The organism is Salinisphaera sp. Q1T1-3, from assembly GCF_003602005.1.
Taxonomy (GTDB): domain Bacteria; phylum Pseudomonadota; class Gammaproteobacteria; order Nevskiales; family Salinisphaeraceae; genus Salinisphaera.
In genome coordinates this window covers 476,140-489,868 of sequence record NZ_QZWD01000001.1, presented here as the reverse complement: position 1 = coordinate 489,868, position 13,729 = coordinate 476,140, and the positions used below count along the sequence as shown (strand labels likewise).

10 protein-coding genes and 1 pseudogene are annotated in these 13,729 nt (G+C 62.2%); 10 read left to right on the top strand and 1 reads right to left on the bottom strand.

The genetic code is table 11. The annotated features are described in order from the left end of the window. Positions 1 to 105 (bottom strand): annotated as a pseudogene (locus tag D3260_RS18025) (IS110 family transposase); the annotation flags it as partial. A 205-nt stretch (positions 106 to 310) separates the two neighbouring features. Here D3260_RS18025 and D3260_RS17190 point away from each other — a divergent pair. The 10 genes from D3260_RS17190 (at position 311) to D3260_RS02175 (ending at position 13,283) form a co-directional block, all read left to right on the top strand. Further along, positions 311 to 1,042 carry a hypothetical protein gene (locus D3260_RS17190; protein WP_147418079.1) on the top strand — a complete coding sequence of 244 codons (732 nt, stop codon included), beginning with the start codon at positions 311 to 313 and terminating at the stop codon, positions 1,040 to 1,042. 453 nt (positions 1,043 to 1,495) lie between these two features. Further along, positions 1,496 to 2,347: an HNH endonuclease signature motif containing protein gene (locus tag D3260_RS02215; protein ID WP_120096943.1), complete on the top strand. Its 852-nt coding sequence runs from the start codon at positions 1,496 to 1,498 to the stop codon at positions 2,345 to 2,347. A 67-nt stretch (positions 2,348 to 2,414) separates the two neighbouring features. Beyond that, positions 2,415 to 2,876, top strand: a complete 462-nt coding sequence (locus D3260_RS02210) for a GNAT family N-acetyltransferase (protein ID WP_120096903.1) — start codon at positions 2,415 to 2,417, stop codon at positions 2,874 to 2,876. A 79-nt stretch (positions 2,877 to 2,955) separates the two neighbouring features. Continuing rightward, positions 2,956 to 3,219: a hypothetical protein gene (locus D3260_RS17185; RefSeq protein WP_147418078.1), complete on the top strand. Its 264-nt coding sequence runs from the start codon at positions 2,956 to 2,958 to the stop codon at positions 3,217 to 3,219. 763 nt (positions 3,220 to 3,982) lie between these two features. Then, the gene (locus tag D3260_RS02205) at positions 3,983 to 6,061 is read left to right on the top strand and encodes a bifunctional diguanylate cyclase/phosphodiesterase (RefSeq protein WP_158583352.1); all 2,079 of its coding nucleotides are present in this window, start codon (positions 3,983 to 3,985) and stop codon (positions 6,059 to 6,061) included. Positions 6,062 to 6,777: 716 nt separating this feature from the next. Next, on the top strand, positions 6,778 to 9,081 hold the full coding sequence (locus D3260_RS02195; protein ID WP_120096900.1) for a DNA internalization-related competence protein ComEC/Rec2: 2,304 nt from the start codon (positions 6,778 to 6,780) through the stop codon (positions 9,079 to 9,081). 120 nt (positions 9,082 to 9,201) lie between these two features. Then, entirely contained in the window at positions 9,202 to 10,971 is a 1,770-nt protein-coding gene (gene msbA, locus D3260_RS02190) for a lipid A export permease/ATP-binding protein MsbA (RefSeq protein ID WP_233543915.1), read from the top strand. 52 nt (positions 10,972 to 11,023) lie between these two features. Continuing rightward, positions 11,024 to 12,049 carry a tetraacyldisaccharide 4'-kinase gene (gene lpxK / locus D3260_RS02185; RefSeq protein ID WP_199671307.1) on the top strand — a complete coding sequence of 342 codons (1,026 nt, stop codon included), beginning with the start codon at positions 11,024 to 11,026 and terminating at the stop codon, positions 12,047 to 12,049. Then, on the top strand, positions 12,046 to 12,786 hold the full coding sequence (gene kdsB / locus D3260_RS02180; RefSeq protein WP_120096898.1) for a 3-deoxy-manno-octulosonate cytidylyltransferase: 741 nt from the start codon (positions 12,046 to 12,048) through the stop codon (positions 12,784 to 12,786). Before lpxK ends, kdsB begins: the two co-directional genes overlap by 4 nt. Then, the gene (locus D3260_RS02175; protein WP_120096897.1) at positions 12,783 to 13,283 is read left to right on the top strand and encodes a low molecular weight protein-tyrosine-phosphatase; all 501 of its coding nucleotides are present in this window, start codon (positions 12,783 to 12,785) and stop codon (positions 13,281 to 13,283) included. Before kdsB ends, D3260_RS02175 begins: the two co-directional genes overlap by 4 nt. Positions 13,284 to 13,729 lie beyond the last annotated feature (446 nt).

The following is a 13,729-nucleotide window of genomic DNA, read 5'->3' as shown; positions in this document are numbered from 1 at the left end:
CTGAAACGGCGATCGGCTCAATCGATGGCGCTCGACAATCCGCCATTCGGAATCAGCAATAGCGATCTCGAACACGGTCTTGGCCAAATCGACGGCAATCGTCATACTCGAAGTCATGGACGTCTCCTGTGCTTCTGCTGTTTTTCGACAACTTCAGCATGGCACGTTAATGCCGAATAAAAGAGCGGGAGGCGTCCATTCCATCACTGCAGTTGACCGCCCAAATCGCTGCCGCGATTTGGGTTCCCTCCGCGGCCTTCGGCCGCTCCGGCGTCAACTGAGCTTAGGCGTTATAAATAGGAGAGGTTACATGCCAGAGAGCAAGACCCATCAAAGGTTCCGAAGTCGCGCAGAGGGACTGGAAATGTATCTTGAAGCAATGGATGCTGCCGCTCGAATGGCCTTTAACTATCTGGGACAGAAGAAGAACCAAGGTAAAGATATAGCTACAGCACTGCCTATTAATTGCAATAATTACAGCAGGCTAAATCACCCCAGCAGCCACAGATCAAGGGTTTACAATTTCTGCAGGTCAAAAAATACTCTCTCGGCAATTGTTGAAATTTTCAGCTACTTCTCCGAATACATGAGAGATATTTTAAAAGAGATGTACGAACATAACCCAATGTTGGTAGTTGGTAAGTCGAATAAGCCACTTAACTTAACATTTGCTGAGATATCAAAGTTCAATCATCTGTCTGAAATACAAGAAAAGATGGTCGAGGATGTTTTTAGAAGTATTGAAAACGAGCGCAGTACAGTAAAGCTAATCGATAAGATAATTTCTGATACTGGTGCAAATGTTTCAAATGCGGATAAGCAGCGCGTTCTACCATATTTGGAAATGAGGCATTTGATCATCCATAATCATTCTAAAATTGACCAAGCATTCGAAGCAAAATATGGTCACCAATTTTCAGTAAGAGCTGGTGAAAAATTGCCATCTAAATTTGAGATTGCCGATAAGGCAATCGAAGAAGTTTCTCTCTTTTTGAGGAAACTGGATGGAGAACTCGTCAGGCTTGGGATGGTATCAGTTTAATTTATAACAAGACGGTCAACCGGACGCCAAAAGTGTGGCGCTTTTGGTTCCCTCCGCTTGCGCTCCGGCGCCGGTTACCTTTGCGTTGTACGGCGGTCGGTTTGTGTTGTGGTCGAACTGTCGCGTCGGCTAGCGAAGTCGAGCCAGTAGCTGAGCCTTGGCCCATCTTTCTCGTTGCTCGTTAGTTCCGGGCTCAATGGCGTTGATCCATGTCGGCGCCTTCCCATCAGTAAGCATCCGCGGTAAGTTCGAGTTCGGGTATTTCTTTCTTTCGGCGCGTCGGGCTTTGCGGTCCGCAGGCAAGTTGGGGGAGCGTCGAATGGTGGAGTTCACGTACAACGAGTCGCTGCAGCCGACCGCCCAAAACGCTGGCGCGTTTTGGGTTCCCTCCGCGGCCTACGGCCGCTCCGGCGGCGGCTGAGCTTTGGCGTTAGCCCTTGCCTGGAGAGGTTGGTGAGCGAGCCTGAAAAACCGACAAGTCGCAATATTCCATTGCCTGTACAACGCGAGGTGCGACAGCGCTGTGGTTTCGGATGCGTAATTTGTGGCATGCCACTCTACGAATATGAGCACATGGAAGGCTGGGCGAAAGTTCGCCGCCATGTTGCCGACGAAATCACACTTCTCTGCGATCAACATCATCGTGAAAAGACTTCCGGACTGCTCCCACTGGAGGCAGTCCGCGTGGCTAACGCGTCGCCATTCAACCTCCAGGAGGGCGCATCTAAACCTTATACTTTGCATTTCTCAGGGGAGGAAGCGCTAGTAACAGTTGGAGGCAACCGGTTTTCCTGCGCTGACCAAGGTTACGGTACGGTCATGGTGCCGTTGAGCGTCGACGGCATTCCTCTCATCGGTCTGGTCGTTGCAGACGGTCACCTGCTCCTAAACGTGGTGGTATTTAACGAGTTCAATGAGCCGGTTCTACACATAAAAAACAATCAGCTCTACTACTCGACCTCTCCGTGGGACATTCAGCTGGTTGGGACAAAGCTCACGATTCGCGAGTGGCGCAGCAAGATTCTTATTGAGCTCCAGTTTTCGCCGCCTAACGAGATTCACGTGCTTAGAGGCAGGCTTCTATGCAACGGTGTGGAAGTGTTAATCAGGCCAACCCATGTCTTGGTTACGAACAATTCGTCGCTGATCAGTGGGTGCTCCGCCATCAACTGCCATGGTGGACTCATCATCGGGCATCACAGTCGGCCAATGTCCGGATTCTTCGGCATGGAGAGCGTTCCTCGCTATCTCGGCGACCGAAGCGCCGCTTTAGAGTTTGAGCGCGAGCATGCGCGCAACGGCTAACAGTTCGTTCAAGCCGACGCCGCTTCGCGGCGCGGCTTAACTCAGGCGTTAGGTAGGTATTTTAAGGATGTCCGAATTTAGCACTGCGTCGAAGTCAGATTTGAGCGAGGTTGCAAACTGGATTAGCTCGCCTAAACAAACTCGCGAATGGGCTGGTCCGCGTGTGTCATATCCGATCGATAAAGGAAAACTGCTTCAACAGATTGAATGGCCACATGCTTGGTCATTTTGTCTTGCAAAAGAAGAAGAGCTAGTCGGGTTCGGACAAGTAGTTCCCAAAGCTGAAGCCCGACTTCACTTGGCAAGGTTGATAGTCAAGCCGTCATTTCGCGGCAAAGGATATGGGGTCGAACTAGCGAACTCAATTTTAAGTTACGCTCTAGATCAGAATCCGAAGACAATCTCATTAAATGTATTCCGCGAAAATAAGCCAGCTATCGAGCTTTATAAGCGACTCGGTTTTATTGCCGCGGAACGCGAGCCTGGTGACTCAAAGTCGGATGCGCAATATATGGTTTACAAAACCTAACGTAGCGCTGCTGTATTTGACCGTCCAAAGCGCTGCCGCGCTTCGGCCGGCAACTGAGCTTAGGCGTCAGGGGCATTTTATGTCTAAAGAGAAAGATAGATTTGTTACAAAGTGGCAGAAAACCCGAGAGCAGGGGTTTTGGCGCTTTGTCCTTGCCGCCGGAGTAATACGTTGGGGGCTTTTAGCGGCGACGTTGTTCGTAGGAACTCAATTGCTTCTATCAAATCTCAACGGTTGGGCAGAAATCCCGCTCGCGTTCATCTTTTTTCCGATCGGTGGCTTCGCTTGGGGAACGTTAATGTGGGTTTATTCCGAGAAGCGGTACGAGCGTGAACTAACCTGAAGTTAGCCCTAACCGGCCGGGTTCTACGCCGTTTCTGCGGTCGGCATCGAGCACGGGCACCACGGGCGGGCCATCTCGTTCGTTTTTATTTTAGGCCGTATTGCGCCGCGCGCTCTCATGAGCGTGGCCGGCTGGGTCTTGCACACCTGCTGTGCATCGCACCGCTCGAAATGGGCTAGGGTCTGTTGATGTTTCGTTCGAGCGCCTTTTCGTCGAGAGGCCGCAGTGTGTCCGGCAAGGCGCGAGTCGCCGATCGTGGCGTGCCACGATCCAGACGGGCAACGCCGCAGGGCGCCGATCGTCGATTTTTCATGGGCGGCCCAACCCAAAGGGACAAGCGCCCCGAAATCAAAAACACGACGGCAATACAGCGTTCTGGCAGGCTGGCGCAGAATGACACGCTATGCCTGCTACGCCTCGTCTTGCGGCAGAACAGCGCTTGGCGCGGACTCGCACAAAACATCAACAAACCCTAATGCCGAAATGCCGGTTCGGGTTTCGTTTCGACTCTCGGATAATGGGCGTGCATCGGTTGGGTCGGCTAATCTCCGGGCAGGTGTTGATCGGGTGACTGCGGTTACACAATCGAACGCCCGTCAAACCTCCTTTTCCGTATTGCTGCCGGCTTGCCGGTCAGGCTCGTTTAATTAGTCGGTTGCAATACAGTTGCGTGTTATCTTTTGGCTTGGTTGCCAGTTCTGGCGAATGCACGAGGCAGGCGATCGTGCGCTCGAAGCCGTCATAGGTCGGGCAGATGGTTCTTTTGTCTGGTTCATACAACGTGTGGCTCGTTGGGCTGTCCATCGGCATCGCGCTGTTGGCGTCCTATACCGCGCTGGATTTGATCGGGCGTATTCGCGCCGCTGTCGGCTGGTACGCGCGCGGGTGGGTTTTCGCCGGGGCGCTGACGATGGGCAGTGGCATCTGGTCGATGCACTTCGTGGGGATGCTCGCGCTGGCGTTGCCTGTCGACCTAGATTATCAGTTCGAGCTGACGGCCATTTCCTGGGTTCTGGCGTTGACTGGTTCGCTGGTTGCGCTCTCCATGGCCAGCGGTGATTCGCTGACACGCGCACGTCTTGTCGTTGGCACGCTCGGTATGGCGACTGCCATTGTCTGCATGCACTATGTCGGCATGGCGGCGATGCAGATGCAGCCGCATATCGTTTACGACCCGCTATGGGTGACGATATCCGTGCTGATCGCACTGATGGCCTCGGCGAGCGCCTTGAACGTCGGCTTTCGATTGAAATCACGCGAGCGATTCAGCCGCAAGATACTCGCCGCGGTGTTGCTCGGGTTTGCGATCTCCGGGATGCACTACGCCGGCATGTACGCGGCGCAATTCCCGGTCAACAGCGTTCCGGCGGCATATCACGCGGTCGATGGTTACTGGCTGGCTCTGCTGGCGGCGAATACGTCCATTCTCATGCTCGCGTGCATGCTCACGGCAATCGCGCTTGATCGTCGTCTGCAGGATCGGACCGAGGAATACGTGCAATCGCTGCGGGCCGCCAATCTCCAGCTGCACTACGCCAGCCGACATGACCCGCTGACCAATCTCGGCAACCGAACGCTGCTCAAGGAACAGCTGGACGTGGCGATCGACCGCGCCATGATGCAAGACGATGCCATTGCGCTCGTCTATCTGGATCTCGACGACTTCAAGAGTTTGAACGACAACCTCGGCCATGATTACGGCGATAAGGTGCTATGCGACGTTGGCGCGGCACTCGATCAAACGCTGGGGCCAGGCGATACGGCGGTGCGCATCGGCGGTGACGAGTTCTTGCTGCTGATTGTTGACGAGGCGAGCCGGTCGAGCCTGGAAGGGCTCTGCGAGCGTCTATTGGTTGCCGTACGCGGGGCCGCGCAGGGGCATGTGCGTGTGACGGCGAGCGTCGGCGTCGCCCGTTTCCCGTTCCATGGCAAGACGCCGCCCGCCCTCATGAAAGCCTGTGACCTTGCCATGTACCGTGCCAAACGTGCCGGCAAGGATCGTTATGCATTCTTTACGCCGGCGTTGTCTCAAGGGCTGGCGCGTGACTTTGCGATCCAGAACGAGCTCACGGATGCCATTCGGGCCGGGCAGGTTCGGCCTTTCTATCAACCGAAATACGACGTCCGAACGCACCGCCTGGTGGGTTCGGAAGCACTGGCTCGATGGTCACATCCCTGCGATGGGATGGTCTCACCGGCCCGTTTCATTGCGGTGGCCGAGCGCTCGAATCAGATCGGCGATTTGCAGGTGGCGATGCTGCGCCAGGTGTGTGCCGATATCCGCCGGTGGCGCAGCGAGGGGCTTTCGGTGCCGCCGGTGGCGTTCAATTTATCGGCGCTGTGTCTGCGCAACCCGGCGCTGCCGGAGCTGATCATCGGCACGCTCGCGGAATTCGGCCTGTCGCCGGGCGATCTGATTTGCGAAATCACCGAAACCGCAGCCATTCCCGAGCTCAAGCAGACATTACAGATACTGCGGGATCTGCGCGCGCGTGGGGTCCGGATCGCACTCGACGATTTCGGGACGGGGTTGTCCAGCATGTCGTACCTGCGTGACCTGCCGGTGGACGAACTCAAGATCGATCGTGCCTTCATCGCGCGGGTAGGCGCGGAAAGCGACCACGAGTCGATGATCGTGCATGCGATCATCAATCTCGCGCACTCGCTTGGCCTGGGCGTTGTCGCCGAAGGTGTCGAGCAGCAGGTGCAGCTGGATCAACTACTTCATCTGAACTGTGATCACGTGCAGGGGTTTCTATTCAGCCCGGCCATGGCGCCTGCCGATTTCGCGAGCCTGTTGGCAACCCGGGCGGCGCCTCGTTCGGCCGTTACCGTGACTTGAGCGTCGCGCCGCGTCGGCCGGAGGGTGCGAATGGGCGCGTCGTGCCGAGAAGCGCTCTTGATATGTCACCCGGTCGCGACGGCACGCCGCTGCCGATGTTGTCGGCGGTGACTGGGCCCGCGTGCCTGTGGCCTGTGGCCGTGTCGTGTGGCCGTGTCGTGTGGCCGTGTCGTGTGGCCGCGCCAGAAACGCTCTGAAATTGACGATGGCGCCGGCAGGCTCGAGCGCCGGATCATCGCCAGTTCGGAGTGCTCTGCCACACGTGAACGCGCGATAATCGGGGATTGCCGCCGCCTGGCCGCGAGGGCCTCGGGGCATTCCCGCCGGCGGCGCATGCTGGCGTTGCGTTTCTCGCGCGTGGCGGCCAGCGTTTGCCTGAAACCGCTGGTGGGGTAATTCGTCTGTCTATCGCCCGACGACACGCTCCGGCGCGTGCCGGCGACACGTTTCCGAGCGGTGCCTTGCTGCCGCAGGCCATTGATGCCGTGGCGCGACTGTCGATTGCCCTGGTCACTGGTCAGTTCAATACGCATGGCCAGGGCGGGGCTGAAATCGCCGGCGTGAGTGCATCGGCGATTTCCGTCTCGTCCCGTGGCCTGGCCGCGTTGATGGGTGGCGCGGCCCGTTCGTGTGCGTCGCGACTCGCTCAGTCGTCTCGCGGGCGATAGGCTGTTTCCAGGACAGGCGATGGGGCGTCTGTCGGCGGGGAGGGCGCTTTGACTGGAGATCGCGGGAATGCCGTCGGAGCGGGGCCGGCCGCGTTGCTGGCCGATGTTCGCGTGGTGGCGGCGGCCAGCGTGGGCGCGGCGACGTGGATCTACACTCTGCCCACGCTTTTTAGCCCGGTCTGGCTGATTCCGGTGTTGCTGGCCTGCCTGATTCGGCCGTTCCCGGGCCGGGGGCTGGTGGTCGGTGTCGCGATCGTGGCCGCGTGGACGCTGATCGATGCGCATGCGCGTCTGGACGAGCGGCTGCCCGTGACAGCCGACGGTAGCCGGGTCTGGGTGACGGGGCGGGTCAGCGGTTTGCCGGAAGCGGGGCCTTTTCGGACGCGGTTCGTCTTCGATGTGGCCGCAAGCGGGCGGCGTATCCGCCTGTCCTGGTATCGCGATGCGCCGGCGATCGCCCCCGGGGATTGCCTGCGGCTGCGTATCAAGCGTTCCACGCCGCACGGCTCCGCCAACCCCGGCGAGTTCGATTACACGGGCTGGCTCTGGCGCGAGGGCATTGATGCGACCGGATATGTCCGCGAGGCGGGGCGGTGCGATAAGCCGCCGGCGTGGACGCTGGACCGGCTGCGTGCCGCGGCGCTGGCACGGCTGGCGCCCACGCTGGCGGGCAACCCCATGCGCGGCATCGTCGAGGCGTTGACGCTCGGCGTGCGCCAGCACATCAGCGATGCACAGTGGCGCGTGTTGCGGGCGACGGGCACCTCGCATCTCGTGGCGATCTCGGGCCTGCACATCGGTCTGATCGCCGGCCTGTTGTTCGGACTGGCACGGTGGCTCGCGCTGCGCGGGCGAAGTAGCGCCTACCATGCACGATGGATTGCCTGTATCGCGGCGTTCGTCGGCGCCTGTGCCTATGCCGGCTTGGCCGGCTGGGCGCTGCCGACGCAGCGTGCGCTGGTGATGGTGGCGGCGGGGCTGTTGGCGCTCGCCACGGCCCGCGATATCAGCGGCGGTCGGGCACTGGCGTGGGCCGCCTTGCTGGTGGTGTTCGTGGACCCGCCGGCGGTCACGGCCCCCGGGTTCTGGCTGTCGTTCACGGCGGTCGGCTGGTTGATCTGGATCGCGAACGGGGCGCGCGGGGCGTGGTGGCAACGCTGGATCGGGTTCCAGCTCGGGCTGATGTTCGTGCTGACGCCGGTCACGCTGTGGTTCTTCGGCCAGGCCTCGGTGATCGCGCCGATCATCAATGCCATTCTGATTCCGGCAAGCGTGGTGTTCGTGCCGGCCGTGCTGGTGACGGCACTGGCCGCACTGGTTGTGCCGACGCTGGGCGGGCCGCTGCTCTCCGGGGTGGCCTGGCTTCTGGGCAAGGGATGGTACCTGCTCGCGTTGGCGGCCGAGGCGCCCCATGTGGCGGTATCGCATGTGCTGGCCAGCGCGACGGTGCTCGGGGCGGCGATGGCGGGGTTGTGCTGGCTGGCGCTGCCGTTGCCGATGCGCCTGCGCACGCTGGGGGTTTTGATGTGTCTGCCGCTGGTGCTCGGTTACCGGCCGGGACAGGCGCCGATCCCCGATGGCGCCTTCCGTCTGACGGTGCTGGATGTCGGCCAGGGGTTGGCCAGCGTGGTCCGTACCGCGCATCACACGCTGGTCTTCGATGCCGGGCCGGCCTATCGGACCGGTTTCGATGCGGGGCGTATGATCGTGGTGCCGTATCTGCGACACATCGGGCGCACGTCGGTGGATCGTCTACTCATCAGCCACGGCGATATGGACCATATCGGCGGGGCCGCGGCGATTGTCGATACGCTATCGGTGGCCCGGCGGCTCGGGGCCGGCAGCGATACGCCGTGTCATGCGGGCATGCACTGGCGCTGGGACGGGGTGCGTTTCGCGATCCGGTCGCCGCTGCCGAACGAGGGCGACCTGCCGGATGCGCGCAACAATCGTTCCTGTGTGCTGCGTATCAGCGGGCCTCGCGGATCGGCGCTGCTGACCGGCGATATCGAGGCCGAGGGCGAGCGATTGATGGTGGATCGGGCCGTGCCGCACAGCCTGGCCAGCGATGTGCTTGTGGTGCCACACCACGGCAGTGCCACGTCTTCGTCGCCCGCATTGCTGGCCGCGGTCGCGCCGCGGGTGGCCATCGTCTCCAGCGGCTGGCACAACCGCTGGCATTTTCCACGTCCGGTGGTGGTGGCGCGTTACCGACGCCACGACATCGCGCTCTACAATACGGCCGTATCGGGCGCCATCGATGTGCGCTGGACGGCTGACGGGGTGTTGTCGGTTCAGCGCTGGCGTGTACGCCATGCCCGATTCTGGCAGCAGCCGCGCCCGGATCCATAGGACGGCGCCGGTAGCCGTCTCCGGGCTGCGTATTTATCATGCAGGCACGGGCAGGCAGCCCGGGCGGTCGCTCCGGCGCCGCCTTGCGACGACCCAGCATCGGCACAGGGAGCGAGCCGCTTGGCCAAGAAGAAGATCCATACGGATATGTCGATCCGGGACATCTACCCGCGGCTGCTCGGTTATACCTGGCAGTACAAGGGATGGCTGGGTTTCGCCGGGCTGGGCATGGCCATCTATGCCGGCGCGGATACGGCGCTGATCTATATCCTCAAACCGCTGCTGGACGGCTCGATCGTCAAGCGCGATCCCTGGATGATCCGCTGGATTCCGCTGTTCATGCTGGGGCTGTTCATGGCGCGCGGCGTGGCCGGTTTCGTGTCGAGCTACGGCATGAGCTGGGTTTCGAATCGCGTGGTCTACCACGTGCGGGCCGATGTCTTCGACAAGTTCCTGCGTTTGCCGGCGAGTTATTTCGACCGCAACACGACCGGCCGCACGACCGCGATGCTCACCTACTACACGAGCCAGATCTCGGGCGCGGCCACGAGCGCGATCACCATCGTGGTGCAGGACACGCTGCGCGTGGTCGGTTTCACGCTGCTCATGTTCTGGGTGAACTGGTCGTTGGCGCTGATCACGCTCGTCGTGGGGCCGATCATCGCGATGGTGGTCAACCGCGTGTCCAAGCGGTTCCGGCGCTATAGCGTGAGCATCCAGCAATCGATGGGCGATATCACGCACATCAGCGAGGAAGTCCTCATCGGGCAGCGCGTGGTCAAGGTGTTTGGCGGGGAATCGCACGAGCGCGAGGCCTTCCGCCGCGTGAACGACCGCAACCAGCGCATGGCGATGCGCAAGGCCACTACCAGCGCAGCCAGCGTGCCGGTCATACAGTTCATCGCCGCGATCGCGATCGCGTTCGTGGTGAGCATTGCCGTACGCAACACCGGCGGTGGGGTGATGACGCCTGGTGATCTGGCGACCTTCTTCGGCGCCATGATGGGCATGATGGGCCCGATCAAGCGCCTGACCGGCGTCAATGCAACGATCCAGGCCGGCATGGCGGCGGCCGGTGCGATCTTCGAGTTGATCGACGAGCCGGGCGAGCCGGACACCGGTCAGCGCACGATTGCCCGTTCGACTGGCCGCATCGCGGTCGAGGGCGTGTGGTTCCGTTATCCCGGCGGCGACCAGAACGTGCTGCGTGACATCCACTTCAACGTGACGCCGGGCCAGACCGTGGCCTTCGTCGGGCGGTCCGGCAGCGGCAAGTCCACGTTGTTGTCGCTTCTGCCGCGTTTCTACGATTACGACCGCGGCCGCATCACGCTGGACGGCCAGGCCCTGGGCGACTATGCGCTGGCCGATCTGCGCCGCCAGATCAGCCTCGTGGATCAGAACGTGGTGCTGTTCAACGACACGATTGCCGGCAATATCGCCTACGGCGCGCTGGCCGACGTGGATCGTGCCACCGTCGAGGATGCCGCGCGGCGTGCCTATGCCGCGGATTTCATCGAATCGTTGCCCAACGGTTACGATACCGTGGTCGGCCAGAACGGCATCATGCTCTCCGGCGGGCAACGCCAGCGTATCGCTATCGCCCGGGCATTGCTCAAGGACGCGCCGATTCTCATCCTCGACGAGGCGACATCCGCGCTGGACACGGAGTCCGAGCGGGCGATCCAGCAGGGTCTGGACAACCTGATGCGCAACCGCACGACGCTGGTGATCGCACACCGGCTGTCCACGATTCAGGACGCCGATCACATCGTGGTGATGCATGACGGCGCCGTGGTGGAGCAGGGCTCGCACGAGGCGCTCATGGCCGGCACGGGCCACTATCGCAGCCTGCACGATATCCAGTTCGCCGAGCCCGGCCGCGCATGAACACACAGCCGTCGGGCAGCGCGGCGGTCGCTGTCCCCCGCGGGACAGGTCGGTGAGTGCCTTGCGCAGGCGCCTCGTGCAGGCGATCGAGCGTAGCTGGTATCGGCCGCGGCCGAATCCGCTGCTGGTGCCGCTCAGCGTGATCTTCGGCGCCGTGGTCGGCGTGCGGCGACTCATTTATCGCAGTGGTCTGCGCGAGAACTATCGTGCCGATCGCCCGGTTCTGGTGGTGGGTAATATCAGTGTCGGCGGGACCGGCAAGACCCCGCTGGTCATGGCCATCATCGAACGTGCGCAGGCGCTCGGGATTCGTGTCGGTGTCGTGTCGCGCGGCTACGGCGGGCGTGCGCGAGACTACCCGCTGGCGGTCGGCATCGAGACGTCGCCCCAGGCGGCCGGAGACGAACCGCTGCTGATCGTCGAGCGCACCGGGGTGCCGGTCGTCGTCGATCCGGTACGGGCGCGGGCGGCGCGTCAGCTTTGCGATTCGGTGTCGGCGCTCGATCTCATCATCGCCGATGATGGCCTGCAGCATTATCCGCTCGGCCGGGATGCCGAGATCGCCGTCGTCGAAGCCCGTCGCGGGTACGGCAACGGCTGGTTGTTGCCGGCTGGCCCGCTCCGGGAGCCCCGTTCGCGTCTGCGCGACGTGGCGCTGGAACTGGTCAACGGCGTGAGCGGGGATTTCTCGCTGGTTGTCGATACGGCCGAGAATCTCGTCACCGGGCAACGACAGGCGCTCGACGCCTTTGCCGGCCGCACCGTGCATGCGGTCGCGGGCATCGGCGATCCGGGGCGGTTTTTCACGGCACTGGAAGCGGCCGGCATCGCGGTCGAGGCGCATCCCTTTGCCGACCATCACGCCTTCGTGGCGCGGGATCTGGATTTCGGCGACGAGCATGCCGTGCTGATGACCGAAAAAGACGCTGTCAAATGCCGGCGTTTTGCCGGCTCGAACGTGTGGGCGGTGCGGGCGCGCGTCGTGATGGCCGATGAGGCCGCCCAGCGTATCGATCAACTGCTGCGGCGCCTGGTCGGCGCCGAGACCACTGCCCAACCGGAGTCACCGTCCGTATGAGTTTCCACGTCGTCATTCCCGCGCGCCTGGACAGCACGCGCCTGCCGGGCAAGGTCCTGCGACCGATCGCCGGCGTGCCGATGATCGCCCACGTCTGTCGAGCGGCCCTGGCCAGCCGGGCCGCGTCGGTCTGGGTGGCCACCGATTCGCCCGACGTGGCCGCGGCCGCCGAGGCCGCCGGGGCAAAGACCTTGATGACCGGCGCCGATCATGTCTGCGGCAGCGACCGTATCGCCGAGGCGGTGGCCGGGACGGCCTGGCCGCCCGAGGCCGTCGTCCTCAACGTCCAGGGCGACGAGCCCATGATGCCGCCGGCACTGATCGACCAGGTGGCCGAGGCATTGCTCGCCGACCCGGAGGCGGATATGGCCACGGCCGGCACGCCGATCGTCGATGCCGATGAATGGGCCAATCCCAACGTCGTCAAGGTGGTGGCCGCCGGCGGCCGCGCGCTGTATTTCTCTCGCGCGTCGATCCCGTTTCACCGCGATTCGGCCAACGCGGATTTCTCGCGCGGGCGCCGTCATCTCGGGATCTATGCCTACCGCGTGGCTGCGTTGCGACGGTTCGCGGCCGCTGAGACCGGCCATCTCGAAGCCCATGAATCACTCGAACAGCTTCGGGCGCTCGAGCTCGGGATGAAGATCGCGGTCGTGGAGGCCACGGCACTGCCGGGGCCGGGCGTGGACACGCCGGCCGATCTGCTGATTGTCGAAGAAAGGATGAACAACCAATGACGAACGCACAGACGAACCGACTCAGCGTGCTCATGGTCTGCCTGGGCAATATCTGTCGTTCGCCGACGGCCGAAGGCGTGCTGCGCGACCGCCTGCATCGCGCCGGACTGGCCGAACGCGTGCAGCTGGACTCTGCCGGCACCGGCCACTGGTACGTTGGCAAGCCGCCGGATCGGCGCGCTGTCGCCGCCGCAGCCGAGCGGGGCTATGACCTCGGCGACCTCCGTGCCCGTCAGGTCAGCGCGGCGGATCTGGATCGGTTCGATTACGTGATCGCCATGGACGACATGAACCACGCGGATCTGATGGATCTGGCCGGGGCCGATGCCGCGCGCCGTGCGAAGATCCATATGCTCGGCGATTTCAGTTCGGCCCATGTCGGTGAACCCGTCGGGGATCCGTACTACGGCGGCGATGACGGGTTCGACCGGGTGCTCGACATGGTCGAGGCCTGTGTCGATGGCCTGGTCGAGACATTGCAAAAGCGGCTCGACTGACCCGGAGACCAACCGGTTCGGCGCTGCGCCACGGGCAATGCCGACCACCAGGCATCCCGCGCCGAGATCGACAGCCGGCCTGGTCCGCGATGCCGGATTGCGCAGGCACGAACGGCCGTCACTGGGACACCGTGAGCACGACTGACGACGTTATATGGCTGCGGCCGGCCTGGAGGCGCGACAAAGCCCAGCGGACCGAGGATAGCACCGAGGCATCCGCCGGGCGGCGTTGCTCGTTCATCCGGTTCGCCCAGTGTCTTTTCTCGTGTCTTGCCCGACGAAGTTCTGGAGCGCAACGCCGCGATTGCCATTCGCTTGACGCAAAAAGGGCAAGGCGCGTTTCGTGACGGTGACGGCGGTGGGGCCGGCGGTCTTTCGACAAGGCAGCAGCCGCACGAACGCGCAGCGCTGTATTCCCATTAGGCTGGATGGCCGTGGCCGGTCGA